A 26,982-nucleotide genomic window follows, 5' to 3' on the forward strand; every position below is an offset into this window, starting at 1 on the left:
GAGTGCGCCGGGACCAGGAGCTCCCGGCGAGTACTCAGTTCTGCGTAACCGGCTGCTGGGTGGACGCCGGCTGCTGCGCCTGCTGCGCGGCGTCGGACCACTTGGTGGTGCCGGCCGGAGCCTGCAGGGTGTTCAGCAGGTCGATGCCCGCGGCCAGCAGGGTCGGGCCACCCGCGGCGATGGTGCCGAGGATGCCACCGATGCCGGCGCCGGTCGGCAGACCGACGATGCAACCGGCGAGAATGGCGAGCAGGCCGAGCGCACAACCAACGATGGCGCCGACCGCGGTGCCGACGAAGCTACCGATGCCGATGGCCAGGCCGAACTTGGTCGAGAAGTCGCTCATCGCCCGCGAGTTCTCGGAATCCGAGGCGATGTCCTTGAGGCCCGGCTGACCCGCGACCGGCTGCGCCTGCGGCGCAACCGTTTCGGTGCCCGGCTTGAAGTCGGCCGGCTTCTCCGGAACGACCTCGAGCACCTTGCCGTTGTCCTTGACCTCCGACTTCACCGGGATGTCGGTCCCGGAGATGTCGAACTTCAACGGGAACGACAGCTGGGTGGTGCCCTGCTTGTCCTTCACGTTCACGATGGTCTGCTTGGGGTCCTCGGGCTTCGCGCCATCCTGCTGCGCGAGCTCGAAGGTGCCGTCCTTCAGCGTGGAAACGATGGTCTTGTTGTCGACCAGCTTGGTCGAGTAGGTGATTCCAGCAGGCGTCGCCGGAGCGTCGTCGGCGTGGGCAGTCGTCATCCCCACGGTCATTGCGCCGATGACCAGGGCAGCGCACGCAGTCGTACTGCGAAGCTTCATTCGGTTGTTTTCCAATCCGTCATCAGGTAATCCGCTGTGTTGCATCTCCGCCACGCGAGGCCCGGCTTCCCTCGGGCCATGCCTTCGCGCAATTAGGACGAGTCCTCCCCGAGCATGTGAAGATGCGCACAGCTGTCGGACAGCGTGAGCCTAGTCGATCAACTTACGATTTGCGAGATTCGTTTCTTTCTGCAGGACAGCGGCTTTCAAAGTAAGCCTGCCCTTGGTAACGGCAGCGTTTTGCCGGGATTTACGGTGTGGGAAACACTGGACTCTTAAGTTACCGGCGGGTAACTTACCGTCCATTAGGATACGAGCAACCCGAGGCGGGACCAGGCCGCCTCGTCACACGTTCGTAGAACCGTAAGAGAGGTCGCGACATGAATGCCCTGACAGTGACGCTGGGCACGATTGGGGCGGTGTTCACAGTCTTCTGTTGGGCATCGTTCATCGGAGGCGTGCGGAACATCGCGCGCACCGTCATGGTCGGGCAGTCCGCGCCCGATCGCTGGCGGCCGTTCTTCCCCCGCTTCAAGACCATGTTCGTGGAGTTCCTAGCGCACACGCGCATGAACAAGTTCCGCACGGTCGGCTGGGCGCACTGGCTCGTCATGATCGGCTTCCTCGCCGGGTTCATCCTGTGGTTCGAGGCCTACGGTCAGATCTTCGATCCCGAATTCCACTGGCCCATCATCGGTTCCTGGGGCATCTACCACCTGGTCGACGAAATCCTCGGCATCGGAACCGTGGTCGGCATCCTGGTGCTGATCGCGATCCGGCAGCTGAACCACCCGCGGGTGCCCGAGCGGCTGTCGCGCTTCAGCGGCTCGAAGTTCGCGCCCGCGTACGTGATCGAGGCCATCGTTCTGGTCGAGGGCCTGGGCATGGTCTTCGTGAAGGCCGGCAAGATCGCGACCTACCACGAATCCCACACTTGGAGCGACTTCTTCACCGAGCAGGTCGCCAAGCTGCTGCCCGAGTCGATCGTCATGGTGTCGATCTTCGCGTTCATCAAGCTCTGCTCCGGTGCGCTGTTCCTGCTGCTGGTCGGCCGCAACACCACCTGGGGTGTGGCCTGGCACCGTTTCGCCGCGTTCCCCAACATCTACTTCAAGCGTGAGGACGACGGTTCGGTCGCCCTCGGTGCGGCCAAGCCGATGATGTCGAACGGCAAGCCGATCGAGATGGAGACCGCCGATCCGGACAACGACACCTTCGGCGTCGGCAAGTTCGAGGACTTCTCCTGGAAGGACATCCTCGACGTCACCACCTGCACCGAATGTGGCCGCTGCCAGTCGCAGTGCCCGGCCTGGAACACGGGCAAGCCGCTCTCGCCCAAGCTGCTGATCATGTCGCTGCGCGACCACGGCTACGCCAAGGCCCCGTACCTGCTGGCCGGTGGCCGCAAGGATATGGGCGGCGACGAGATCGGCCTGGTCGACAAGGACGGCAAGCCGAACGAGCGTGCGCTGGCCAATATTTCGGAGGCGGCGCGCGCCGAGGCGGAGCGGCCGCTGGTCGGTGGCGAGGATGTCAACGGCATCATCGATCCCGAGGTGTTGTGGTCGTGCACCACCTGTGGTGCGTGTGTGGAGCAGTGCCCGGTCGATATCGAGCACGTCGATCACATCATCGATATGCGCCGCTACCAGGTACTCATCGAATCCGAGTTCCCCTCCGAGCTCGCGGGTCTGTTCAAGAACCTGGAGAACAAGGGCAACCCGTGGGGTCAGAACTCCAAGGACCGCCTGAACTGGATCTCCGAGGTCGATTTCGAGGTCCCCGTCTACGGCCGCGACGCTGATTCCTTCGACGGGTATGAGTACCTGTTCTGGGTGGGTTGCGCGGGTGCGTATGAGGACCGTGCGAAGAAGACCACCAAGGCTGTGGCCGAGCTGTTGGCGACCGCGGGGGTGAAGTTCATGGTGTTGGGTCAGGAAGAGACCTGCACCGGTGACTCCGCGCGTCGTGCGGGCAACGAGTTCTTGTTCCAGCAGTTGGCGATGCAGAACATCGAGTTGCTCAACACCGTGTTCGAGGGTGTCGAGGCGGCAAAGAAGAAGATCGTCGTCACGTGTGCGCACTGCTTCAATGCGTTGAACAACGAGTACCCGCAGGTCGGTGGCACCTACGAGGTCGTGCACCACACCCAGCTGCTCAACCGCTTGGTGCGGGCCAAGTCGCTGGTGCCGGTGTCGCCGGTGGCGCAGAACGTCACCTACCACGACCCGTGCTATCTGGGTCGGCACAACAAGATCTACAACGCGCCGCGTGAGTTGATGGAAGCCTCCGGCTCGACTCTGGTCGAGATGCCGCGCCATGGGGAACGTTCGATGTGTTGTGGTGCCGGTGGTGCGCGCATGTGGATGGAGGAGAACCTCGGCAAGCGCATCAACGTCGACCGCGTCGACGAAGCCCTCGACACATTGAAGGGTGGCAACGAGCCGTCGATGATCGCGACGGGTTGCCCGTTCTGCCGCGTGATGCTGACCGATGGTGTGACCGCGCGTAAGGATGGCGGCGAGGTCGGCCAGGGTGTCGAGGTCGTCGACGTCGCGCAGTTGATGCTGCAGTCGATCGCCCGTGTGGATGCGTCGGTCCTGACGGAGAACCTGAAGGTCATCCAGACCCCGAAGGTCGAAGAGCCCGAACCGGTTTCCGAGCCCGAGCCGGTCAAGGCCGAAGCCGCTGTGGCCGAGGCTGCTGCCGAGGCCCCGAAGGCCGCTCCGGCCGGTGGCGGTCTGGGTATGAAGGGTGGCATGAAGCCGCCCGGCGGCAAGGGTCTGGCCATGAAGGGCGGGCTGAAGGCTCCGGGCGCGAAGGCCGAGGCCGCTCCCGCCGCCGAGGCCGCTCCGGCCGAGGCTGCGTCCGAGGCTGCTGCCCCGGCCCCGGCCAAGGGCCTGGGTATGAAGGGCGGCGCCAAGGCACCGGGTGGCAAGGGCCTGCAGATGAAGGGTGGCCTGAAGGCCCCCGGCGCGAAGGCCGAATCTGCTTCCGCCGCTGCGGCTCCCGCCGAAGCCCCGGCTGCCGAGGCCGCTGCCCCGGCCGAGGCTGCGGCTCCGGCCGCCAAGCCGGGCGGGCTCGCCATGAAGGGCGGCCTCAAGGCTCCCGGTGGCAAGGGCCTGCAGATGAAGGGTGCCGCCAAGGCTCCGGGCGCGAAGCCCGCCGCCGAGGCTGTGGCGGAGACGGCCGCTCCGGCCGCCGAGGCTGCCGCTCCCGCCGCTGCGGCCGCGGCCGAAACCGCTTCGGCTGCTTCGGCTCCGGCTGCCGCCGAGGCCAAGCCGTCCATCGCCCCCAAGGGTCTGGCCATGAAGTCGGGCCTCAAGCGCCCCGGCCCGAAGGCTCCGGGTGCCGCCGCACCCGCCGCCCCGGCCCCGGAAGCGCCTGCGGCCGCGGCAGATCCGGCTCCGGCTCCGGCTCCCGCCGCCGAGCCCGCCGCCCCGGCCGAACCGGCCGCGGTGGAGAGCAACGGCACGGAGGGCAACGGCACGTCGGAGGGCAATGGCGCGGCCAACCCGCCCGCCGCGAAGCCTGGTGGCCTCGGCTTCAAGTCGGGCATGAAGGCTCCGGGCAAGAAGAACTAGGACCGCGGCCCGAATCTCCGGGCGGCCGAACCTGATCGACGCGGGCGGCGCTACCTCACCGGTAGCGCCGCCCGCGTCGTTTCGCGAAGGGCCGCCTGGTCGCCGGGGTTTACCGGGTCTGTTCACCGGGCATTAATGGCCGGATGGCTAATCTCAGGCAACATGTCGGGCGGGAGTTCGCCATACTGCAAGGTATGACGGATGCGCGGGCGGTTCGGGTCGAGATCGGGGTGGAGTCTCTGGGTGGGGTCCGGATTGCCGAACAGGCGGGGGCCACACGGGTGGAATTATGTTCGGGGTTGACGGTCGGCGGGCTCACGCCGGGGCCCGCGCTGATCGAGGCGGCGGTCGAGGCGGCGGGGCATACACAGGTGCATGTGCTGATTCGGCCGCGCCCCGGCGACTTCCGCTATTCGGCCGATGAGGTCACCGTGATGCGGGGCGATATCGAGCGGGTGCGGGCGGCGGGCGCGCACGGCGTGGTGATCGGGGTGCTCGACGAGGACGGTCACATCGACCCGGCCGCCAATACCGAATTGCTGGCCGCCGCGGAGGACATGGAGGTCACCTTCCATCGCGCCTTCGATGTGTGCGCGGATCCGGCGATCGGTTTCGAGCAGTTGGTGGAGCTCGGTTTCACCCGGCTGCTCACCTCGGGCCGCCAGATCTCGGTGCTCGACGGGGCGGCGCTGATCGCGCGCCTGGTGAATCTGGCCGACGGCCGCATCGATGTGATGGCCTGCGGTGGCCTGCGCGCCGACAATGCGCGCCGGGTGATCGAGCTGACCGGAACGCGGGATCTGCATGCGGCGGTGCGCATTCCGGTGCCGGGCCGACCGCAGCCCGATTCCGAGGTGTCCTTCGCCGAGTTCGGCGTGCCGGGCGGCTTCGATCATTTCGCGACCGACGCCGATGGCGTTTCGGCCCTGTGTGAGGCGGTGCGCGTCTCCCGCTGAGCCGTTTCGCGCGGCGGGGCGGCTGTCACCGGTGGGCCAGCGACCGGCGTGTCGCTGTCGTGTCGGAGCCAAAGTTTGCTGCACCACCCGTGATGTTTGCTGTGGCACAGGACAATTCGGTCAGGCGTGATAGGACGCTTGACCAATGAGTTGCCGGGCCATATCTTTTGGAGCACGCTATTGCTACAAAGTGGTCTGGATCACATCTCAGATCCGTCACGGGGAAGCACGCCGGCCTCCGCTACCCCACTCTCACAAGGGGTTTCACGTGATTGGTAGAAGACTGTCCATGCTCGGGGCCGCCGGGATCGCACCGCTCATCGTCGCGATATTGCCCGCCGCCGTCGCCCACGCCCACGGCTATGTGTCGGCACCGCTGAGCCGCCAGGCGCAATGCGCCCAGGGGCTCCTACCCTGCGGCGACATCAAATACGAGCCACAGAGCGTGGAAGCGCCCAAGGGCTCGAACAAATGCAGCGGCGGCAATTCCCGCTTCCCGGAACTGGATGACGACAGCAAGCCCTGGCAGGTCCAATCCGTCGGCAGCACAGTCACTTTCACCTGGACCTTCACCGCGCTGCACCGCACCTTGAATTGGGAGTACTACATCGGCAGCACCCGGGTCGCGGTCTTCGACGGCGGCAACAATCCACCACCGGCCGACACCGTCAGTCACACCGTGGATCTCAGCGCCTTCACCGGCCGCCAGAAACTGCTGGCCGTCTGGAACATCGGCGACACCGCCGACGCCTTCTACTCCTGCGTCGACCTGCAGATCGGCGGCGGTGGCGGTGGCGGAACACCCTCCACCACAACGACTCCGGTGACCACCACGCCCCCGGTGACCACAACCACCCCCGTGCCGAGCACGACACCACCCACCACGACGACGCCACCCACCACCACACCGCCGACGACCACCCGCAGTCCGCAGCCCACCACCACCGCCGGCATGCCCGCTGCCGCCTGGAAGGTCGGCGCGCACTACAACGTCGGCGACATCGTCACCTACGACGACATGCGCTATCGCTGCCTGCAGGCCCACACCGTGTACGACCCCGGTTGGACCCCGGAAGCCGCACCCGCCCTGTGGCAGATGGTGGACTGATCCGAAGACCCCGTCAGGGTGGGTAGTAGACCCGAAACCGCCGAATCGGGCCTGCCTCTCGTCGAGTGCACTGCCGCAACGGATTCCCCGCGCCTATCCGCCACGCCGTCACCGATGACCACCCCCGCACCTGACGGAGAGGGGCGTGTTCCTCCGTGGGAACACGCCCCTCGCATCAGCTTTCGCTCACCGGGAGTGCCGCCCACCGCGCGGCGGCTCCGGCGGCCACCCTTGATCCGGGGACTCCGGCCAACTCTGCTCCGGGGACTCCGGCCAGCCCTGCCCCTGCGGCTCCGGTCGACCCGCATCCCGAGGTTCCGGCCCGGCCCACGGCTCCACGGGATGGAACCAGGAGGATGTCGTATGCCGCTGTTCCGGCGGGACACCCGTGTCGTACCACGACCGCTCGTCCGAAGCGGGGGCTTCGGGCTCGGGATTCGGCTGCACCACACTGGTTCTCGGAATCGTCGGCGGTTCGCCACTGCCGCCACGCGGCTCCGCGGGAGCCGCACCGGTCCACGAATCCCGTGGCTGCGCAGCGGTTCTCGGAACCGGCTGCTCGCCTTCGTAGGGCGCGTTCCGGCGGGCGACCGGCTGCGAGCCGGTCCGAGTCACAGCCGATTGCTCACCGGTCCGCGGAGTTCCGGTCCGGCGAGCGGCGGGCTGCGAGCCCGTTCGGGTGGCCGCGGGCTGAGCGCCGGTGCGCGGCCCACCCGCCCGCCGCGACGTATTCCGTTGCGCCCCCGTGCTTCGCGCCCGTCCGGCACCCGCCCCGGCGGCGACCGTCGCCGGTTTCGCACCCAGCGGCCGGGCCAGCAGCACCGCGATGGCGGTGGTCAGCGGCACCGACAGGGCCAACGCGATGCCACCGACCGCGGCCCGCGCGATCTCGATGCCCACCGCGTCACTGGTGAGCACATCGGTGATCGGCCGCCCGGCGACGCTGAACAGCAGCAGCAGCGGCAGCGCGCCACCGGCGTAGGCGAGCACCAGGGTGTAGACGGTACTGGCGATGTGATCGCGTCCGACCCGCATGGCCGCCGCGAAGATGCTGCGCCGGTTGGCCTTTTCGTCGATCGCCGCCAGTTCGAAGGCGGCCGACGCCTGCGTGATGGTGACGTCGTTGAGCACACCCAGCGAGCCGATGATGAATCCGGCCAGCAGTAGTCCGGTGATGCTCACATGCTGGATATAGGCCGCGACATTGGTGTTCTGCTCCTCGGAAAGCCCAGTCAGGCGAGTAGCTTTCAGCGCCGCCCACGACAGTCCGGCCGCCAGTGCCATCGAGGTCAGCGTGCCCAGCAGCGCCGAACTGGTGCGCAGATTCACCCCGTGCGCCAAATACAGCACGGCATAAAGGATTACCGCGCCCGCCACCACCGCGACCGGTATCGCGGGTTCGCCGGCCAGCATGGCGGGCAGCAGGAAGAAGACCAGCACGCCGAACGCGATGACGAGTCCGATCAGCGCCCGCAATCCCCGCCACCGCGCCACCGCGATGATGACGACCGCGAAAAGCACCACGATGATGATGAGCGGCATCCCGCGCGCGTAGTCGTTGAACGTATACGACGTGACGAGCGGATTGTCCGTGCCCACCGGTTTCGTCGGATCCTTCGGAACCGATTGCGGCGCAATGCGAATCTTGTCGCCCACCTGCAAATGGGCCTGATCCGGCCCCGGCGAAGTCACCAGCATCGCCCATTTGCCCTGATCGGCCCCGGACTCGATGGACACCACGCTGCGGGTGCATTGCCGCTGCGCCGCGGGCAACAACTCCGGCTCCTGGTCGAGCACCTGACCTGCGGTACCGCTACCGCACGGCCCAAGATCCTGCTTGATCACCGTCGCGGCCTGGGTTGCCACCGCCCCGCCACCCGCGCCCTGCATGGGCAGCGGAATGTCGACATGCTGCGAACTCGGCCACAACCAGATCAATCCGGCGATTACCGCCAAACCGATCACCGCCAACAGTCCGACCACCACTCGTGCGGCATTCGTCCCGATAGCAATGGGTCCGGAGTGGTCGTGATGGTGATGATGGTGCTGGTGATCGCTCACGCGCAGAGCCTAAAGGAAAACAATTCTCGACATGCTGAGAGGTCTTTGCGATTGCCAACGCGACAACTGATTTCGCGACGTTCGGGGTAACTCGCCGGGTACGTCCAAAATGGTTTCGGCTCTCAACGCAGGCACGGATGCAAGTCCGGCGACGGCACTCAGCCGTCCGCTAAATATTCGGGGAGGCGGGGGAGCCTTGCGGGAGGGGCGGCGGAGAGCAGGGGGATGTCTCCGCCGCCCGGCATCAGCGGCCCAGGGGGGGTAGGCCGGCTGACACAGGACCGGACGGCCCAGGGGGGGTAGGCGGTCCGGTCGGGCACTTGAAGTGCCGAGGACCACTGTACACAAAAGACGGTTCTTTGCGCTAGCTAAGTCTCTAAAAACCCAACTTTTTCGTACCAGCGGTTTGTTTTTGCCATGGTCTCACCTGCGCCATCCACCCACGGTAGGGGTGTCCAAAGCCGGACAAGATCGACTAACCGCAGGTCAGGGTGGGTATGCGCGAGGGTGCGTCGGTACTCCAGCGTACCCCGCGCGTACCCCGTGATCGAGAATTTCCGCCTGGAATTACTGGCGATAGCTCGAGAGGAAGTTCCCGAATCGCTCGATCGCGACCGACAGATCCCGCGCCCACGGCAGCGTGACGATGCGCAAGTGATCGTGATGCGGCCAGTTGAAGCCGGTTCCCTGCACCATCAGGATCTTCTCCTGCAGCAGCAGATCCAGCACCAACTTCGAATCATCGTGGATCTCATGGACTTCCGGATCCAGCCGCGGGAACGCGTACAGCGCGCCCTGCGGCTTGACGCACGAGACGCCCGGGATTGTATTCAATTTCTCCCAGGCCACATCCCGCTGCTCGAGCAGTCGCCCGCCGGGCAGCACCAGATCGTCGATGCTCTGATGCCCGCCGAGCGCGACCTGAATGGCATGCTGCGCGGGCACATTCGGGCACAACCGGGTGGAGGCCAGCAGATCGATGCCCTCGAGGAAGCCACCCGCGTGGTCCTTCGGCCCGGTGATCACCAGCCAGCCGGAGCGATATCCGGCCACCCGGTACGCCTTGGACAGGCCGTTGAAGGTGAGGCACAGCAGGTCCGGCGCGAGCGTCGCCAGCGACACGTGCTTGGCGTCGTCGTAGAGGATCTTGTCGTAGATCTCGTCGGCCAGCAGCAACAGCTGATGCTTGCGGGCCAGGTCCACCACCTGCTGCAGCACCTCGGCGGAGTACACCGCGCCGGTCGGGTTGTTGGGGTTGATCACGACAATGGCCTTGGTCTTGTCGGTGATCTTGGCTTCCATGTCGGCGATGTCCGGCTGCCAGTCGTTGGACTCGTCGCACAGATAGTGCACCGGGGTGCCGCCCGCCAACGAAGTCATGGCCGTCCACAGCGGATAGTCCGGCGCCGGAATCAGCACCTCGTCGCCATTGTCGAGCAGCGCCTGCATGACCATGGTGATCAGTTCGGAGACGCCGTTGCCCAGGTAGACGTCGTCCACATCGAATTCCGGGAAGCCCGGCACCAGTTCGTACCGGGTGAAGATGGCCCGGCGCGCCGACAGGATGCCCTTCGATTCGCTGTAGCCCTGCGCATACGGCAGCGCCGCGATCATGTCGCGCATGATGACGTCGGGCGCGTCGAAGCCGAACGGCGCGGGATTGCCGATGTTCAGCTTCAGGATTCGATGCCCTTCGGCCTCCAACCGCGCCGCGTGTGCGTGTACCGGCCCCCGGATCTCGTAGAGCACGTTCTGGAGTTTGGTCGACTGCTCCAGCACGCGCGGGGACTTATGCGGTAGGTGACTCGAAGGGCTCACCCGACCAATGGTGCCAGAGGGCTACCGGGCAGTATCCGGCGGCAACACGCTGCGCGCGGCGGTCGACCCGCAGAACTCCTCGATCCTTTCGTCCAGGTCCTGGGCCTCACCCGCAGCGCGGAACTCCGGGCTCGCCAGGCGCTGACGCACCGCCGAGAGTCGTTCCTCGAGTTGCGCGATGCGCTTGTCCTCCTCGAGTTGCAGCACCGGATCCAGTGCCGCGGCGGCCCCGTCGAGACTGCCGTTGATCAGGTGCGCGGCCGCATTGTCCACGCGGGCCAGCGATTCCGCGCCGTAGGAGCGCTTGTCGGTGGGCCCGTTCACGTACAGGTCGATGGCGCGGTTGGTGGCGTCCAGCGCGGGGGCCGCCTGCCCGAGGTGGATGTAGGTCGCACCCGCGTAGTAGTGGCTCTTGGGCTGGGTGAAGCCGAAGACGCCGCCGACCTCGTCGTGCAGGTTGTCGCTGGATTCACTGTCGCGGGCGTCGTCGGCGGAGCGGATGCAGCGCTCGGTGTCGGCGGTGCTGCCCAGCCGCGACCAGATTCGGGCCTCGATATTGAGCAGCCGCACCCGCGAGGTGGCCGATTCCGCGTAGTGCTGCCCGCTCTGGGCCAGCAGCACCGCGCGGCGCGGCCGTTCGGCCCGGTACTCGATGAGCGCCTGCATGCCGCGCGTCCAGGCGCGCAGCGGATTGTGCTCGCACAGTTCGGCGTAAGCCCAAGCGGCCCTTGCCTGTTCCCCGGCCGCATCGAAATAGCCGAGATCGGTGCTGGCATTCGCCAGCAGACCGGACAAAGTACCCGCCAAAAGGTACAGATGAGCCGTATCGGCAGGCCGCTGATGGCCTTCCAGCAACCGGTACACCCGCCGCCGCACCCGCAACATCTCCACCATCATCGGCACCGGAGGCATGTGTACGTAATCGTTCGCGATGCGCGTGACATCGGCATCCAGCTGCTCGAGCAGTGTCGCACCCACATTGGTGCCCTCGGCCCTGCCTGCGTGTTCGCTGGCTTCGTGGGCAGCCGCCATGATCAGATCCCTCTCCGAAATCGCCGCTAACGCATCGCCCCTCATCGCACCCGTGTCGACGAGTGCCAGCAGTTCCGCGTCGCTGGAATAACTGGCCTGCGCCGGCATGCCGCTCCATAGTTCGGAACCGCCTTGGCGCACATCGAAACCGGGAACGGCGGGGCGGTCGCTCGAAGGCTGATCGATCAAGGCCGCGAACCGTGCCCGCACAACATCGTCGGACCTGGCAAGTGAGGTATCGAGGGCGGCCTGATTGATGGGACGGGGATGTACCCGATCGCCCCCGGCCTCCCACTTCGAGACCAGTCGTTCGTGCACGCCCAGATGTGCCGCGAACTCCCGGATACTCATGCGTTTGGCATCGCGGAGGGCCCGGGCCTCTTTGCCTGACCAGTGCCGGACCACGGTGCCATCCCTTCCGAACGAACTCCGATGTCCAGGGTACGAGCGGAAACTGGCCGCGACCACATCCGAAACCCGGTTGGTACCAGGCTTTATACGTATCGGTAATAGTGGCGGCGGATTGGCAGTGGAATGCGGGTGTGCGGGCGTTTTCACAGGCGGTTCCGCGGGCGACCCTGGTGGTCAGGGGAAGGAGGCGGGGATGTGAACGCGGACAAGCTCAGAACAGTCGAAGACTGGGTTTCCTACTACCGGCACGAGTTCGGATTGCCGGTCACCGAACGCGGCGGATTCGTCATGCTTCCCGTCACCGCGCAGATCGGCGTGGTGCACCTGCCGGTGGCGCGGGCCGAAAAGGTCCGCGGCGCACTGCAACAGCAGCAGCGCGAGGGGCCGATGCTGGCGCGGCAGATTCGCTGGAGCTTTCTGGCCGAACCGGATTCGCGGCCCGGCGACCAGATCATGGAGGTCCTGAACCGGCTCGATATCGGCATTCCGGCCGTCGGCAGCGCGGTCATGCTGCCCACCGGTCTCGGCCGCTGGACGCGCGAGGGTTGTCACTGGGTGACGCCGCCCGCGCGCGACACCAAACTCCCACCCCTGTCGGCGATCATCACGACAGCTCTGGCGGTGGGAACCGGGAGCGGGGACTGAACGCAGCCGGTCCTCGCGCCGGCGCGCTGCTCGCGCCGGAACCACCGAGTCCGCCCCTTCTGGCAGTCGACGGGGCGGACTCGGCTCGTAAAGGCTTGCGGCGGTGATCTACTGCGGCGCGGCCGGGGCCGGGAACAGCGGAGGGATCGTCGGCACGATGACGGGCGGGAGGCCCGGGATGATCGTGATGGTGTTGGGGCCGCCGGGTGTGGTGGTGGGGGCCTCGGTCGTGGTGGTGTAGTTGTGCGGCTGGGGCGCGGCCAGGGATTCGTTGGTGGCGTCGCTGGTGGTGGGGGCCACCGTGGTGGTTTCGGCCGGGCGGGTGGTGGTGACCGGGACGGAGCTGGTTACGGCGTCCTGGCGCTGCGAATCATGGCTCAGGACTTGCGATCCCCAGCCGAGGGTGATGCCGATGGCCGCGACCACGACCAGTGCACCGACCGCCACGCCGGCGAGGCTGATCTCACGGCGGCGGCCGGACTTCTCGACCGCGGCCCGGTGGCCGGTCGGCCAGGATTGCGTCGGTTCCGCGGGTGCGGCGGGCGCGCTGTCGTGCACGGCGGTGGGGAACGGTGCGGGGGCCGGACGCGCCATGACCGGGCGGGCCAGCAGGGCCGCGCCGCGGGTGACCACGGTGTCGGGTGCGGCGGGCACCGTGACCGGAACCCCGAGCCAACGCCGCAGAACCCTTGCCACCAGCGGAATCTGGGCGCAGCCGCCGAGCAGGGCGACCGCCTGCACGGGCTGTTCGGAGCGCAGGATGACATCGCGGGTCATGCGCGCGGAGGATTCGACGGCCAACATGATGAGGGCCTCGAAGTTCTCCTGCGACAGCAGCACCAGCCCCTCGGTGGAGGGCAGCGCAACGGCATTGCTGCTGGAGAGTTGTTCCTTGGCCTCACGGCAGAGCGCGTCCAGCGCGGCCAGCCCGGTGTGGTCCGGCGGATGCGCGATGCGCCCCGACGCGATCTGCTGTTCGCGGATCAGCGAATCCAGGTAGTCGCCGCTGATATCGCTGGTGCGTTCGGTGAAGCAGACCTGCCGGGTGGCGGTATCCACCACCGTCACGGACAAACCGGACGCACCCAGGTCGTAGAGCGCGACCGTGCCGAAACCTTGCAGCTCACCGGAGTATTCGAGAAATTCCAGCGCCGCCACCACATCCGGCACCAGTTCATAATTGGTGAACTGCCGCCGCGCCAGCTCGGCCCGGATGGAGCGCGCGTGATTCTCGTCGCGGTAGGTGATGGCGGTGGCACTGATGCGGGAATCCGCCGCGAGCACCGCACCGATGACATCGGCGGCCAGCTCGTCGACCCGGCGCTCGCCGACCGGCACCGCCTGCACATCGAAGGCGGGGGTCTCGGCGGAATCACCGGCGATCGGGCGTGCGACGCGAACCGCGCCCGCCCCCACCGATACTCCCAGAACCGAACTCATCCGTTGCCCGCCCTTGTAGCCATACACCTGTCGCCGTCACCTTACGACGTACCGCGCCATCCGTACACCCGGTCTGCTCACCCACCGGTCGGCGTAATCGCGCCATGGCTGACGGTCAACTGTCCAGGCAGCGGCCGATTTACGCCGAATACCCGGCATAAATCGCCGGCCCGGAACACAACTCAGCGCGAAACGGGGAAATTCAGATACGCGCGCGACGGCGTGGGCCCACGCTGACCCTGATATTTCGAGCCCGCGGCCGCACTGCCGTACGGATGCTCGGCCGGACTGGAGAGCCGGATCAGGCACAGCTGGCCGATCTTCATGCCCGGCCACAGCGTGATCGGCAGGTTCGCCACATTCGACAGTTCCAGCGTGATGTGGCCGCTGAATCCGGGATCGATGAAACCCGCGGTGGAATGCGTCAGCAGGCCGAGCCGGCCGAGACTGGATTTACCCTCCAGCCGCCCGGCCAGATCATCGGGCAGCGAGCACACCTCGAGGGTGGACCCGAGCACGAATTCGCCCGGGTGCAGCACGAACGGCTCACCCGCGCCCGGTTCGACCAGGGTGGTCAGCTCGTCCTGCCGCTGCGCCGGATCGATATGCGTATAGCGGGTGTTGTTGAACACCCGGAACATGCTGTCCAGCCGCACATCGATACTCGACGGCTGCACCAGCTTCTCGTCGAACGGCTCGACTCCGAGACGCCCGTTGGCGATTTCCTTGCGGATGTCGCGATCTGAAAGCAGCACGGACAAAAGACTATGTCAATGCTCGGTCGCCTTATCGACTGCCCCGGCCTCGGTGACCTGTTTGGGTTTGCGCAGCCCCCAGGTGGCATGCGCCTCGGCGCGCATGCGCGGCACCATGTGCGGATAGTGCAGTTCGAAGGCCGGACGTTCGGAGCGGATGCGCGGCAGTTCGTAGAAGTTGTGCCGCGGCGGCGGGCAGGTGGTCGCCCATTCCAGCGAATTACCGTAGCCCCACGGATCGTCCACGGTCACCACTTCGCCGTATCGGTAACTCTTGAAGACATTCCAGACGAACGTGATCATCGAGAGCCCGAGGATGAACGAGCCGATGGTGGAAATGGTGTTGAGCGTGGTGAATCCGTCACTGGGCAGGTAATCGGCGTAGCGCCGCGGCATACCCATGTTCCCCAGCCAGTGCTGCACCAGGAAGGTGGTGTGGAAACCCAGGAACGTGGTCCAGAAATGCAGCTTGCCGAGCCGTTCGTCCAGCAGCCGCCCCGTCATCTTGGGGAACCAGAAATAGATGCCCGCGAAGGTGGCGAACACGATGGTGCCGAACAGCACGTAATGGAAGTGCGCCACAACGAAATACGAGTCCGACACGTGGAAGTCCAGCGGTGGGCTCGCGAGGATGACGCCCGACAGCCCACCGAACAGGAATGTCACCAGGAAGCCGACGGACCACAGCATCGGTGTCTCGAATGTCAGTTGCCCGCGCCACATGGTGCCGACCCAGTTGAAGAATTTCACCCCCGTCGGCACCGCGATCAGGAATGTCATGAACGAGAAGAACGGCAGCAGTACCGATCCCGTCGCGTACATGTGGTGCGCCCATACCGCGATGGACAGCGCGCCGATGGCCAGTGTCGCGTACACCAGCGTGGTGTAGCCGAACAGCGGCTTGCGACTGAACACCGGGAAGATCTCGGTCACGATGCCGAAGAACGGCAGCGCCACGATATAGACCTCGGGATGCCCGAAGAACCAGAACAGATGCTGGTAGAGGATGGCACCACCATTGGCCGAGTCGAACACGTGCCCGCCGAGATGCCGATCGAACTCCAGCCCCATGAGCGCGGCGGTGAGGATCGGGAACGCCAGCAGCACAAGCACACTCGTGACCAGGATGTTCCAGGTGAAGATCGGCATCCGCCACATGGTCATGCCCGGGCAGCGCAGGCAGATGACCGTGGTGACCATATTGACGCCACCGAGAATGGTGCCGACACCGGAGACCGCCACGCCCATGATCCACAGGTCCGCGCCCATGCCCGGCGAGTGTTCGGCGAGGCTGAGCGGGGTGTACGCGGTCCAGCCGAAGTCGGCCGCGCCACCCGGGGTGAGGAATCCGGCGGTCGCCATGGTCGCGCCGAACAGGTACAGCCAGTAGCTCAGTGCGTTCAGGCGCGGGAACGCCACATCCGGCGCCCCGATCTGCAGCGGCAGCACCGCATTGGCAAATCCGAAGACGATCGGTGTCGCATAGAACAGCAGCATGATGGTGCCGTGCATGGTGAACAGCTGATTGAACTGTTCCGGCGTCAGGAACTGCAGACCCGGCCGCGCCAGCTCCGCCCGCATCAGCAGCGCCAGCAGGCCACCGATCAGGAAGAACACCACCGCGGTGAACAAATACATGTTCCCGAGCATCTTGGGATCGGTGGTGGTGATGGCCTTCCACAGATACGACCCCTTGGGTCCCATCCGGCGTGGATATGGCCGCGTTGGCTCGAGCTCGGGCACTTCACGAGCGGGCACTGCGGTCATACGTCCTCCTCGACCGCCGAGCAGGATTTGCCGAACGTGCGCTAGCTACCGTTCAGCGCATCCAAACTTCCTGTGGTGGACGGGTTTTCGACCCGGGGCAAGTTTACGACCGCCGGTAGTCGGAACTCGGTGCTTCGGCGAAAGAACCCGGCGATCTTCGGCGCGCCGCGCCCGACGCGCGGGAACGATCACCGGAATGCGGACCTCGATCAGAAATCCCCACCCGTACCTGCGGCAACGGATAAGAGTTGCGTCCGGTCGGAGCCGGTCTGATAGAGTCGCGAGCGCAAGTAAACACAGTGCCGATGTAGTTCAATGGCAGAACTCCTGCTTCCCAAGCAGGTAGCGCGGGTTCGATTCCCGTCATCGGCTCCACGCGAAAGGCCCCGCCAACCGGCGGGGCCTTTCGCCATGTCAGGGCGCTGTTACTTGACGCACTCGGTGGCGATGCGGGTGGTGGCCTTCGCCGCCTTGATCAGGTCGTCCTTGCTGAGCCCGGCCGTGGTGGGGTTGGTGCCGTTGGCGCTGTCGATGACCTTCTGAATGCCGCTGTCCGACAGCCCTTCCTGAATGTAGATATTGGCCACGCAGTCGGCGGTCTGCTGGCTGAGTTTGCCCTTGTCCTGCAAGGCCTTCGAGATCTGATCGGCCGTCAGCCCACTGCCGCTGCCCGGCGTGGTGGTGGCGCCCGCGGCGGGCGTACCGCTCGCGCCCGGTGCGCCCGATACCGTCGTGGCGGGCGCGGACGTGGTGGCCTTGACCGCGTTCGGGGTGGTGGTGGCGGGTGCCGCCTGCTGACTGTTGCTGCACGCGGACAGCAGTGGCAGCGCGATCAGCGCCGCCACGACGATGGATTTCCGCATTGTGATCCCTCCCGGTGCCGGGACGATCCCGGTCGATTCAGAGATTGCACACCGGCACCGGAGAGTTAACAAGGGGGACCGAAACCCGCCGCCCGCCAAGGGGCCTGGCGATCTTGGTTACTGTCCCGTCTTCATGCAGGAGGAGACGATCTTGGTGGCGGCCGACTGCGCCTTGTCCGAGTCCGCCTTGCTCATGCCCGCGGCCTCGTAGTCCGCGGCACCCACGGTCTTCGCATCCTTCTTGACCATCACCTGCAAGCCTGCCTGCGAAATACCCTCGTCCATAAAGACTTTCGCGGCGCAGTCGGCGAACGCGGCATCGAGGCCGCCGCCCTGCAGGGACTTGGACAGTTGGGCCTGGGTGACATCGGCGGGCTTGTCGCCGCCGCTGCTGCCGCCACACGCCACCAGTAGCGGAAGCGCGGCGGCCAGCAGGACTGTGCCTCCGAGAACTCTGCTTCCCAAAGAAACGCGCACTGGGGCCTCGACTTTCAAGATTCGACGTGAAACTGCCGCAGGCACGATCTCACAGATCCATGGCGGCGCGCAGCGCTGTGTCGATTCGTTCCGCCGTCTCGCCGTCGACCTCGGCGATCCGCTCGTCCAACCAGCCGCGATAGATGCGGCCGAGATTGCCGGCGTGCACCCAGCCGTGGCCGGGAATGGGCACGGCCAGGATGTCCTGGGGATCCTCGGCCTCTACCTCGGCGGCGATCAGCCAGTGTCGCGGCGACTCGTTGATGCCGTCGCTCGAGATGAGGATGATGGTGCGGGTTCGGGTGGTGCCGTGCGGGTGGTAGACCCAGAGTTCACCCCTGCGCACGCAGCTCCTTCTCGGCGGCCAGCACTTCCGCCTCGTCGGCCGCGGCGAGTTCGACCGGGTCCGGTGCCGGGCCGAAACCCAGCCGCACGGCTTCGCGGCGGGCGGCGCGGGAGATCCACGCCGACGGCGACATGCCGGCGCGGGCGGCGGCATCCTGTGCATAGGACCAGGCCGCCTCGTCCAGCGACAGGGTCACTTTTCGGGTTGCCATACCTTTTATCGTACTTCCGAAGTGGCCGATTCCCGCCTGTTGGCGACACGTCAACATCGGTAGGGTGAGAGCGGTGACGAAGTTGAATCACCACCGCGCCGGCAGCGGGGATCCACTCGTGCTGGTGCACGGCGTCGGCAGCCGCTGGCAGGTGTGGGAACCGATCATCGACACCCTGGCCGAATCCTTCGACGTGATCGCGGTGGACCTGCCCGGATTCGGCGACACCCCGCCGCTGCCGCACACCACCGTCTCGACCCTGGCCGACGCCGTCGTCGACTTCCTCGCCGCCGAGGGCATCGAAAACCCGCATCTGGCAGGCAATTCCATGGGCGGCGGGATCGTGCTGGATCTGGCCGCGCGTGGACTGGCCCGCTCGGTGACCGCCTTCTCCCCGATCGCGTTCTGGGACACCGCCGGTCGCATCTGGTGTCAGCAGTCGCTCGGCCGCGCCAAGCAGCTCACCCGGGTGCTGCACCCGGCCGTCCCGGCCCTGCTCGGAAACACCGCGGGCCGTTCCGCTTTCCTCGGCCTGGTGTTCGGTAAGCCGTGGGCGCTCGACCCGCAGGTGGCCGTGGACACCGTCGAGGGCCTGCTCGGCGCGCCCGGCTTCGACGCGGCCCTGGCCTCCTTCACCGACTTCCGGCTGCCCGACCGCACCGCCGTCGAGGGCATCCCGATGACCATCGCCTGGGGCAATCGTGACATTCTGCTCACGTACGCCACCCAGTCCCGGCGCGCCCGCGCGGTCCTGCCCGGCGCACGGCACGTCACCCTGCACGGCAGCGGCCACACGCCCTTCTACGACGACCCGGCCGCGTGCGCCCGCCTGATCCTGGATCAGCTCGACTAGCTCGAACAGAAGGAAAGCCCGTGAGCCACAACGTTTCCCTGACCTTCGATGGTGATCGCGCATACGTGGCGCTGGATCGGCCCGACAAGCACAACGGCCTGACCATCGAGATGCTGCGTGAACTGGTGCGGGTCGCGGGGGTCATCGGGAAGCGCTCCGACATCCGGGCGGTCATCCTGTCCGGCAACGGGCCCAGTTTCAGCTCGGGCCTGGATGTCGCCAAGGCCATGAGCGATCCGCTGGATGTGGTGCGCGCCTTCGTGCCGCTGCCGTGGCGCGGCACCAATACCTTCCAGGAGGCGTGCTGGGCGTGGCGGCGACTGCCGCAGCCGGTGATCGCCGTGGTGCACGGCCGCTGCTACGGCGGCGGGCTGCAGATCGCGCTGGCCGCCGACTTCCGGTTCGTCACACCCGATTCCGAGTTCTCGGTAATGGAGGCCAAGCACGGGCTGATCCCGGACATGACCGGCGCGGCCACCCTGTCCCGGCTCATCGGCATCGACAAGGCGCTGCTGCTCACCATGACCGCCGATCCGGTGGACGCCTCCTATGCCGAGCGCATCGGACTGGTCACCGAGGTGACCGCCGACCCGCTCGCGGCCGCGGAGAAACTGGCCGACCGGATCGCGGCGCGCCCGCAACACGCCGTGGCCAGCGCGAAGAAAATGTTCGATCGCACCTGGCAGGCGTCCGTACGGCGGACCCTGGCCGTGGAGCGCGCGACTCAGCTGCCGTTGATCGTCCGGCAGGCGCTCGGATCTGGTAAGAATCAAAAGTAAGCCAATTCACGGCAAACAATCCGGTTTGCAAGCCCCAGAACTGGGGTAGCGCTGTTAGCATTTTCACACTTTGCCAACGAGTCGAACGCATTGTGCGGCCCGTCACATACGGTGTGGTCCGCGCATTATTCGGCGAGACCCGGAGGAAGCACCGCATTGAGAAAAGCCGCCCCCCTGCTGGTGTCCGCTCTTGCAGGTGCCACGGCCTTGCTCCTTACCGTGACCACACCGGCCGCAGCCAACCCCAACGCGATCAACCCGATTCCCGTTCTCAACGGCACCAACGGTCTACCCCAGCTGCCCGGCCGCACCAAGGCGGTCTTCCAGGTCACCGGTATGGCCAGCCCCAACAACACCCAGTCCTACAACGTCCTGGGCACCGACCTGGGCATCATGTGGGACAACGGAAACGGTGAAATGCTCACCGCTTTCGGCGACACCGCCGGACTCGGCCTGCCGAATCTGCTGGTCGGCAGCACCTGGGCGTGGCGCTCCAACATCCTGGTGCGCTCGCACACCCACGACCCCGGCAACGGGATCTACTTCGACTCGGTCGTGCGCGACTGGTTCGGTCAGGCCCGGGATCTCATCCCCAGCCCGAAGATCCCCTTCATCGAGATCAGCCGCATCCCCACCGCGGGCATCTCGGTCGGCGGCACCCAGTTCATGAGCCTCATGTCGGTCAAGAGCTGGGACGACGTGGGCGAGTGGACCACCAACTACTCCAGCCTCGCGGTCTCCGGCGACAACGGCGAGAACTGGGTCGAACTGCCCGCCACCCGCCGTCCCGACGACGGCGGCAACGCCAACTTCCAGATGAATGCCTTCACCAAGCGCGACGGCTTCCTCTACGAGTACGGCACGGCCTCCGGGCGCAACCACCCGGCGTACGTCGCCCGTGTCCCGGAGGCGGCCGCCACCGACATGGGGGCGTACGAATACTGGGACGGCGGCAAATGGCAGAAGGACGTCAACGCGTCCCAGCCGGTCGTCGGCGGCGGCGTCTCCGAAATGTCGGTGCAGTGGAACGACTATCTGGGGCAATACATCATGCTCACCACCGACCCGTGGAACTCGGTGGTCATGTACACCTCCCCCAGCCCGGAAGGTCCGTGGAGCGCGCCGTCGGTGCTCATCGACACACGGGAACTCCCGACCGCCTACGCGCCGTACATCTTCCCGTACCAAACCGGGCGTGACCTCTACTTCCTGACCACGGTCCACACCCAGTACAACGTGCTGCTCATGCACACCACGCTGTAAACCTGCTCATAGACTCGTTCCCATGGATGCCGCCGAATGGGATGACTACTACGCCGGTACCGAACTGGTGTGGGGTGCGCCTCCGAGCGAGACGGTGGTCGAGCAGGTGTTCGGGCTGGAGCGGCGACTTCCGGTCGGCGGGTTCGGGATCGGTGAACCCCGGCCGGAGTTGCCGCGTGCGCTGGATCTCGGGTGCGGGGAGGGGCGCAACGCGTTGTGGTTGGCCACGCACGGCTGGCAGGTGGACGCGGTCGATTTCTCGCAGACCGGGATCGACAAGGGGCGCACCATCGCCTCGCGGTTGTCGCGCTCGGTGCGCGGGCGCATCCGCTGGGTGCACGCGAATGTCACCAAGCTCGACGCGGCGGAGATCCCTGGCCCCTACGAGCTGATCCTGATGGCCTTCCTGCACCTGCCCGTCGACGAGCGGCGGGCCCTGCTGCTGCACGCGGTGGAGATGCTCTCTCCCGGCGGCACGCTGCTGGTCGTCGGCAACGACACGCTCAACCTCGCGGAAGGTTATGGCGGCGAGCGAAATCCGGCGCTGACCTTCACCCCGGCCGACCTCATCGCCGATCTCGCCCCTGCCGAGGCAGAGATCCGTATCCGACTCGCCGACCGTGTGCACCGGCCGACGGAGGACCGCGACGCCATCGACGCCCTGCTGGTAGCCACCAAGCCGGTCCCTGGAACCCCGGACGAAGAGCCCGCCTTGGGCGGGGTTCCGGTCCCGCCCGCCCTGGACATCTTCTAGCTCTGGTTCCGTGCCTGCAGTCCGGTGAGGCGTGCGCTTTCCTCCCAGAGTCGGGCACGACGGTCGGGATCGGTGGTGTGCGCGGCGGTGGGAACGTCCTTGCGGCGCACGAAGAATCGCCCGGTCACTCCTTTGAGTTCCGGGGACGTGGCCAGCCAGACCGGAGTGTCGGCCCCTGCATCGGGTCCGGGGAGCAGCGGGTTGATCCACTGCGACCAGCCGAAGGCGCGCAGCAGTCCGCGCGCGGAATCCCGGCCCAGTCCGGTGTGGCGAATGATGCCGGGGTGGGCGCCGGTGACGGTGACGCCGGTGCCCGCGAGGTGCTCCGCGAGGCTGTAGACGAACATCGCGTTCATGTTCTTGGTGCGCCCGTAGGCCACGAAAGGCCGGAAGCTGGGCGGGAATCCGAGCGAGCGCGCATTCTCGAAGCCCAAGTCATCGAGCTGAACAGGGATGCGGCGCAGTGCCGTCGGCGAGGCCCCGACCACCACCAGTCGGGCGGATTCGCCTGCGGCGGCGAGATTCTCGCCGAGCGTGCGCAGGAGCAGATAGGGCGCAAGATGATTGGTGGCCAGGGTCCGCTGCAACCCTTCCGAGGTGTGGTCGGCGAGGTCGGCAACCACCGCCGCATTACTGATCAGGATGTCGATTCGGGTGTCGCGCAGGCGATCCGCGAGCAGCCGGACATCCACGAGCAGTGAGAGATCGGCCAGCTCACCCCGCAATCGCGCGCCCGGTACCGCGTTGCGGATCCGTTCCTGTGCCGCGTCGAGTCGACCGCGGTCCCGCCCGACCAGCACGACGTCCGCTCCGGCGGCCGCCAACTGCCGCGCGATCGCCTCCCCGATTCCACCCGTCGAGCCCGTGACGACGGCCGTAGTTCCCCGGTCCATACCCACTCCCATCAGAGGTTGACAACGTCAACCTAGGCGCGCGGGTTGACGCTGTCAACCGCCGATTACGATGGACCGATGCCGCCGCCCACCCGCACCGTGCTGCTCGATTCCGCCCTGCGCCTGCTCGACGCGGGCGGCACCGACGCCGTCACCCTGCGCGAGGTCGGCAAGGGCGCGGGCGTCTCACACAATGCGCCCTACAAGCATTTCGCCAACAAAGAGGCGCTCCTGGCCGCCGTCGCGGCGCGCGAACTATCCGAGCGCGCAGTCGAATTCGCCGAGGCCATCGAGCGACAGCCGAACCCGCTCGAGATGCTGCGCGCCGTCCTGCACGGCTATATCGCCTGGGCCCTCGACCATCCGGCCCGCTTCCGCCTGGTCTTCCGCCGCTGGACCGACGAGACCCCCGAACTCGCCGAAACCGGCGGCAACGCCCAGTCGGCATTGATAGCCCTGGTAGCGCAGGCCCAGGCCGCGGGCAGCCTGCCCGACGCAGACCCGGAACGCCTCGCATCCCTGGTACGCGCCGCCGCCCACGGAGCAGCCGACCTCGCCTCCACCGGCCATCTGGCCGCGAACGGCAAGGGCCACGCCGACCCCACCGACCTGGTCGACGACCTACTCGCCTACTTGGTCACTTCCCGGACCAACGCTCGAGCCACGGACTGATCGCGGCGACGATCTCGTCGAAGCCCGCTCGGTATGAATGTGCCTGTCCGGCAATGACATGCACCTCGGTCGCGTCGGCGGCATCCGGAATGCCGAACGGGTCGCGTGCGCCGTTGACGACGACCACGGGAATGTCGCCGGGTTCGAGCAGCTCGTCGCGGCGCGATTTCTCGGGCTTGCCGGGCGGATGCAGCGGGAACGAGAGCGCGAGCACGCCGCTGGCCTTCGCCTCCCGCGCGGTCCGGCAGGCGACCCTGGCCCCATTGCTGCGACCGCCCTGGATCAGCGGCACGCCGCGCACCTTCTTGCGCAGTGCCGCAATGATTTCCAGCCAGGCCGCGTCCTGCACGTCGGCCTTGCCCGGCGCGCGTCGCCCGGCGACCCGGTACGGCTGGGTCACCAGCGCGACCGCACCGCCCAGCCCGACGGCCGAATCCCGCACGGCCAGCAGGTCTTTCGCATCGACACCACCGCCCGACCCGTGCGTCAGCACCAGCAGGAACGTCGGCTTGTTCCGCCCGGGTCGGTCGATCTCCACCTCCGCCGGTCCGCCATTCGTCTCGATGCGCATGAAGGCACCGTAGTCACGCGCCCGCCCCGGCCTCGCGCGGCACACCGGGCTCCGGCCGGACCGGCCGCCGTATCCGCCATTCCGCCCTCAGCGGCGTCGGCGGGATTCGATCAGCCAGGCGACGATCAGCCCGGCGATACTCGCGATCGCACCGAGAATCACGAGGTCAGGGGTCACCACCCCAGTGTGCGCCGAGTTTGCTTACGCCCGCCGCACGCGTCCTGTCGAGGGACTCCTGTCCCACCTCACCGATCTCCCCGCAGCCCTGAGAGCTGCGATAACGGGATCCCCACGGGCTCAACGGAACCCCGAGTCTCGGCAACTCGCGTGCTTTCAGTCACATTCAGCCCCGATGACCTTGGCGGCCCTCCTACCCGTGGGTAACATGGCACGTAAGTTACCCGCTAGTAGCGCTGCTTTACGGTGTCTACCGAGTGGAGACCTAACGGGCGGGAACGGCACCACCGAACCGCACCCATCTCAATGGAGAGTGAGTACGACCATGGGTCACTACAAGAGCAACGTTCGCGACCTCGAGTTCAACCTCTTCGAGTTCCTCGGCATCCAGAAGCTGCTCGACGCGGGCGCCTACGGCGACCTCGACGCCGACACCGTCAAGGAGATGCTGAACGAGGTTCGTCGCCTGGCCGAGGGCCCGCTGGCGGATTCGTTCGTCGACGGCGACCGCAACCCGCCGACCTTCGACCCGGAGACCCACACGGTCACCCTCCCCGACTCCTTCAAGAAGTCCTACCGCGCCCTCGAGGACGGCGGCTGGTCCAAGGTGCCCGTGCGCGAGGAGCTCGGTGGCCTCGGCGCCCCCTCCGTCATCGGCTGGGCCCTGGGCGAGATGATCCTCGGCGCCAACCCGCCGGCCCAGATGTACGCCGCCGGTGCGGGTTTCGCGCAGGTCTTCTACAACAACGGCACCGATGAGCAGAAGAAGTGGGCTCAGATCATCGCCGACCGCAACTGGGGCGCCACCATGGTGCTGACCGAGCCCGACGCGGGCTCCGACGTCGGCGCGGGTCGCACCAAGGCGGTACAGCAGGAAGACGGCACCTGGCACATCGAGGGTGTGAAGCGCTTCATCACCTCGGGTGACTCCGACGACCTGTTCGAGAACATCATGCACCTGGTGCTGGCCCGCCCCGAGGGCGNCGGCGAGCGCAACGGCGTCTTCGTGACGAACGTCGAGCACAAGATGGGCATCAAGGTCTCGGCCACCTGTGAGGTCACCTTCGGCGGCCACGGCGTGCCCGCCAAGGGCTGGCTGGTCGGCGAGGTCCACAACGGCATCGCGCAGATGTTCGACGTCATCGAGAACGCTCGAATGATGGTGGGCACCAAGGCCATCGCCACCCTGTCGACCGGCTACCTGAACGCCCTCGAGTACGCCAAGACTCGTGTGCAGGGTGCCGACCTGACCCAGATGACCGACAAGGCCGCCCCGCGCGTCACCATCACCCACCACCCGGATGTGCGTCGCAGCCTGGCCATGCAGAAGGCGTACGCCGAGGGCCTGCGCGCCGTGTACCTGTACACCGCCGCGCACCAGAACGCCGATGTGGCCGAGCTGGTTTCGGGCGCCGACAAGGACACCGCGTTCCGCGTCAACGACCTGCTGCTGCCGATCGTCAAGGGTGTCGGCTCCGAGCGCGCCTACCAGTACCTGACCGATTCGCTGCAGACCTTCGGTGGCTCCGGCTTCCTGCAGGACTACCCGATCGAGCAGTACATCCGCGACGCCAAGATCGACTCGCTGTACGAGGGCACCACCGCGATTCAGGCGCAGGACTTCTTCTTCCGCAAGATCGCCCGCGACCGCGGTGTGGCGCTGGCCCACGTGGCCGGCCAGATCCAGAAGTTCATCGAGCGTGAGGGTGGCAACGGCCGCCTGAAGGCCGAGCGCAAGCTGCTCGCCACCGCCCTCGAGGATGTTCAGGGCATGGCCGCCACCCTGACCGGGCACCTGATGGGCGCCCAGCAGGACCCGAAGGAGCTCTACAAGGTCGGCCTGGGTTCGGTCCGCTTCCTGATGGCCGTCGGCGACCTGGTCATCGGCTGGCTGCTGCTGTCGCAGGCCGAGATCGCCATCAACGCGCTGGACAACGGTTCGACCGAGAAGTTCTACCAGGGCAAGATCGCCACCGCCCAGTTCTTCGCCCGCAACGTCCTGCCGGAGCTGACCTCCGTCCGCACCGTCCTGTCCAACCTGGACAACGACATCATGGAGCTGGACGAGGCTGCGTTCTGACGCACTGACGAATAAAGAGATGCGGCCCGGACTTTGTCCGGGCCGCATCTGTCGTATGTGGGGGTTGGTCAGCGCCCCAGGGTTTCTCGGACCAGGCGCAGCGCCTCCGGGAGGCTGACAGCCGTCTCGCCGGTGCTCGGGAAGTGGCCGCCCGTAGGGGTCACCGTGGCGGTCGCTCCCAGTTCGGTCACGAAGCGCATGATGTGGTCGGGGGTCGCGGCACCGGTGACCGGGTCGTCGGCGGCGTGCAGGATGCGGAAGGACTTGGCGGCGTTCCGGATTCGCGCCCAGTCGAAGCCGCCGTCGAAGAACGGGGCCAGGGCGTCGTAGCCGACCTCGCCCGCCATGGAGGCGACCAGGACGACCCCGGCGAAGGCCCCGTCTGCCGCGGTGTCGTGCTGCTCCAACAGGCGCAGCACATTCACGCCGCCGAGGCTGTGGCCGACCAGGACGGTGTCACCGGCCGGGACGTCCACCAGTTCCTTCTGGAGGGCCGAGAGCCAGTCGGCGGCAACGGGATTCGCGGGCTCGGGCAGCGCCGGGACGCGGACGTCGTCGCCGGACAGCGACGAGCGCAGGTAGGGGTACCAGTGCGCCTCCGGCGCCATGGCGTAGCCGTGGGATACGACGATCGTGCTCAAGTCCGTCTCCATCAGGT

At 66.8% G+C, this 26,982-nt stretch carries 23 protein-coding genes, 1 tRNA gene and 1 pseudogene; 11 read left to right on the forward strand and 14 right to left on the reverse strand.

What is annotated here, in order from left to right:
- Positions 1-34 precede the first annotated feature (34 nt).
- The gene (locus tag ACYVN4_RS13445; protein ID WP_460720864.1) at positions 35-748 is read right to left on the reverse strand and encodes a hypothetical protein; all 714 of its coding nucleotides are present in this window, start codon (positions 746-748) and stop codon (positions 35-37) included.
- Positions 749-1,188: 440 nt separating this feature from the next.
- Here ACYVN4_RS13445 and ACYVN4_RS13450 point away from each other — a divergent pair, with 440 nt between their 5' ends.
- From ACYVN4_RS13450 to ACYVN4_RS13460, 3 genes are all read left to right on the forward strand, one after another.
- Positions 1,189-4,392: a (Fe-S)-binding protein gene (locus ACYVN4_RS13450; RefSeq protein WP_460720866.1), complete on the forward strand. Its 3,204-nt coding sequence runs from the start codon at positions 1,189-1,191 to the stop codon at positions 4,390-4,392.
- Positions 4,393-4,586: 194 nt separating this feature from the next.
- Complete coding sequence (locus ACYVN4_RS13455; RefSeq protein ID WP_460720868.1) at positions 4,587-5,348, forward strand: copper homeostasis protein CutC; 762 nt, start codon at positions 4,587-4,589, stop codon at positions 5,346-5,348.
- Positions 5,349-5,616: 268 nt separating this feature from the next.
- Positions 5,617-6,456 carry a lytic polysaccharide monooxygenase gene (locus ACYVN4_RS13460; RefSeq protein ID WP_460720870.1) on the forward strand — a complete coding sequence of 280 codons (840 nt, stop codon included), beginning with the start codon at positions 5,617-5,619 and terminating at the stop codon, positions 6,454-6,456.
- Between the two features lie 756 nt (positions 6,457-7,212).
- On the opposite strand, the pseudogene ACYVN4_RS13465 reads toward ACYVN4_RS13460, so the two are convergent.
- From ACYVN4_RS13465 to ACYVN4_RS13475, 3 genes and pseudogenes are all read right to left on the reverse strand, one after another.
- A pseudogene (locus ACYVN4_RS13465) lies at positions 7,213-8,517 on the reverse strand (YibE/F family protein); the annotation flags it as partial.
- A 567-nt stretch (positions 8,518-9,084) separates the two neighbouring features.
- The gene (locus ACYVN4_RS13470; protein WP_460722623.1) at positions 9,085-10,344 is read right to left on the reverse strand and encodes a pyridoxal phosphate-dependent aminotransferase; all 1,260 of its coding nucleotides are present in this window, start codon (positions 10,342-10,344) and stop codon (positions 9,085-9,087) included.
- A 12-nt stretch (positions 10,345-10,356) separates the two neighbouring features.
- Positions 10,357-11,718: an XRE family transcriptional regulator gene (locus ACYVN4_RS13475; RefSeq protein WP_460720872.1), complete on the reverse strand. Its 1,362-nt coding sequence runs from the start codon at positions 11,716-11,718 to the stop codon at positions 10,357-10,359.
- A gap of 255 nt (positions 11,719-11,973) precedes the next feature.
- On the opposite strand from ACYVN4_RS13475, the gene ACYVN4_RS13480 reads away from it, so the two are divergent.
- On the forward strand, positions 11,974-12,423 hold the full coding sequence (locus tag ACYVN4_RS13480) for a hypothetical protein (protein WP_460720874.1): 450 nt from the start codon (positions 11,974-11,976) through the stop codon (positions 12,421-12,423).
- 108 nt (positions 12,424-12,531) lie between these two features.
- Here ACYVN4_RS13480 and ACYVN4_RS13485 read toward each other — a convergent pair whose 3' ends face one another.
- The 3 genes from ACYVN4_RS13485 to ctaD form a co-directional block, all read right to left on the reverse strand.
- Positions 12,532-13,863, reverse strand: a complete 1,332-nt coding sequence (locus ACYVN4_RS13485; protein ID WP_460720876.1) for an Hsp70 family protein — start codon at positions 13,861-13,863, stop codon at positions 12,532-12,534.
- Between the two features lie 182 nt (positions 13,864-14,045).
- Positions 14,046-14,618: a dCTP deaminase gene (gene dcd, locus ACYVN4_RS13490; protein ID WP_460720878.1), complete on the reverse strand. Its 573-nt coding sequence runs from the start codon at positions 14,616-14,618 to the stop codon at positions 14,046-14,048.
- A gap of 15 nt (positions 14,619-14,633) precedes the next feature.
- Positions 14,634-16,385, reverse strand: coding sequence for an aa3-type cytochrome oxidase subunit I (gene ctaD / locus ACYVN4_RS13495; RefSeq protein ID WP_460720880.1), 1,752 nt, complete (start codon positions 16,383-16,385; stop codon positions 14,634-14,636).
- Positions 16,386-16,686: 301 nt separating this feature from the next.
- Here ctaD and ACYVN4_RS13500 point away from each other — a divergent pair.
- A tRNA-Gly gene (locus ACYVN4_RS13500) sits at positions 16,687-16,760 on the forward strand.
- Between the two features lie 50 nt (positions 16,761-16,810).
- Here ACYVN4_RS13500 and ACYVN4_RS13505 read toward each other — a convergent pair.
- The 4 genes from ACYVN4_RS13505 to ACYVN4_RS13520 form a co-directional block, all read right to left on the reverse strand.
- Positions 16,811-17,248, reverse strand: a complete 438-nt coding sequence (locus tag ACYVN4_RS13505; RefSeq protein WP_460720882.1) for a hypothetical protein — start codon at positions 17,246-17,248, stop codon at positions 16,811-16,813.
- A gap of 117 nt (positions 17,249-17,365) precedes the next feature.
- Positions 17,366-17,713, reverse strand: coding sequence for a hypothetical protein (locus ACYVN4_RS13510; protein WP_460720884.1), 348 nt, complete (start codon positions 17,711-17,713; stop codon positions 17,366-17,368).
- 61 nt (positions 17,714-17,774) lie between these two features.
- Positions 17,775-18,071, reverse strand: coding sequence for a hypothetical protein (locus tag ACYVN4_RS13515; RefSeq protein WP_460720886.1), 297 nt, complete (start codon positions 18,069-18,071; stop codon positions 17,775-17,777).
- Positions 18,058-18,282 carry a hypothetical protein gene (locus ACYVN4_RS13520; RefSeq protein ID WP_460720888.1) on the reverse strand — a complete coding sequence of 75 codons (225 nt, stop codon included), beginning with the start codon at positions 18,280-18,282 and terminating at the stop codon, positions 18,058-18,060. Before ACYVN4_RS13520 ends, ACYVN4_RS13515 begins: the two co-directional genes overlap by 14 nt.
- Positions 18,283-18,355: 73 nt before the next feature.
- Between ACYVN4_RS13520 and ACYVN4_RS13525 the strand changes: the two genes are divergently transcribed.
- The 4 genes from ACYVN4_RS13525 to ACYVN4_RS13540 all read left to right on the forward strand — a co-directional run bounded on the left by ACYVN4_RS13525 (position 18,356) and on the right by ACYVN4_RS13540 (position 21,931).
- Positions 18,356-19,135 carry an alpha/beta fold hydrolase gene (locus ACYVN4_RS13525; protein WP_460720890.1) on the forward strand — a complete coding sequence of 260 codons (780 nt, stop codon included), beginning with the start codon at positions 18,356-18,358 and terminating at the stop codon, positions 19,133-19,135.
- Positions 19,136-19,155: 20 nt separating this feature from the next.
- Entirely contained in the window at positions 19,156-19,914 is a 759-nt protein-coding gene (locus ACYVN4_RS13530) for a crotonase/enoyl-CoA hydratase family protein (protein ID WP_460720892.1), read from the forward strand.
- Between the two features lie 156 nt (positions 19,915-20,070).
- Complete coding sequence (locus ACYVN4_RS13535; RefSeq protein ID WP_460720894.1) at positions 20,071-21,177, forward strand: DUF4185 domain-containing protein; 1,107 nt, start codon at positions 20,071-20,073, stop codon at positions 21,175-21,177.
- Between the two features lie 22 nt (positions 21,178-21,199).
- Positions 21,200-21,931 (forward strand): class I SAM-dependent methyltransferase, encoded by a 732-nt coding sequence (locus ACYVN4_RS13540; RefSeq protein WP_460720896.1) that lies wholly within the window; start codon positions 21,200-21,202, stop codon positions 21,929-21,931.
- Here the strand turns inward: ACYVN4_RS13540 and ACYVN4_RS13545 are convergent.
- Entirely contained in the window at positions 21,928-22,824 is an 897-nt protein-coding gene (locus ACYVN4_RS13545; protein WP_460720898.1) for an SDR family NAD(P)-dependent oxidoreductase, read from the reverse strand. The two genes, ACYVN4_RS13540 and ACYVN4_RS13545, sit on opposite strands and share 4 nt — an antisense overlap.
- A 78-nt stretch (positions 22,825-22,902) precedes the next feature.
- Between ACYVN4_RS13545 and ACYVN4_RS13550 the strand changes: the two genes are divergently transcribed.
- Positions 22,903-23,496 carry a TetR/AcrR family transcriptional regulator gene (locus ACYVN4_RS13550; RefSeq protein WP_460720900.1) on the forward strand — a complete coding sequence of 198 codons (594 nt, stop codon included), beginning with the start codon at positions 22,903-22,905 and terminating at the stop codon, positions 23,494-23,496.
- On the opposite strand, the gene ACYVN4_RS13555 is transcribed toward ACYVN4_RS13550, so the two are convergent.
- Positions 23,462-24,067 (reverse strand): alpha/beta hydrolase family protein, encoded by a 606-nt coding sequence (locus tag ACYVN4_RS13555; RefSeq protein ID WP_460720902.1) that lies wholly within the window; start codon positions 24,065-24,067, stop codon positions 23,462-23,464. The two genes, ACYVN4_RS13550 and ACYVN4_RS13555, sit on opposite strands and share 35 nt — an antisense overlap.
- A gap of 502 nt (positions 24,068-24,569) precedes the next feature.
- Here ACYVN4_RS13555 and ACYVN4_RS13560 point away from each other — a divergent pair.
- Complete coding sequence (locus tag ACYVN4_RS13560; protein ID WP_460722625.1) at positions 24,570-26,324, forward strand: acyl-CoA dehydrogenase; 1,755 nt, start codon at positions 24,570-24,572, stop codon at positions 26,322-26,324.
- Between the two features lie 68 nt (positions 26,325-26,392).
- Here the strand turns inward: ACYVN4_RS13560 and ACYVN4_RS13565 are convergent, their stop codons facing one another.
- Positions 26,393-26,965: an RBBP9/YdeN family alpha/beta hydrolase gene (locus tag ACYVN4_RS13565; RefSeq protein WP_460720904.1), complete on the reverse strand. Its 573-nt coding sequence runs from the start codon at positions 26,963-26,965 to the stop codon at positions 26,393-26,395.
- Between the last annotated feature and the right edge of the window lie 17 nt (positions 26,966-26,982).

Source organism: Nocardia heshunensis (assembly GCF_054782115.1).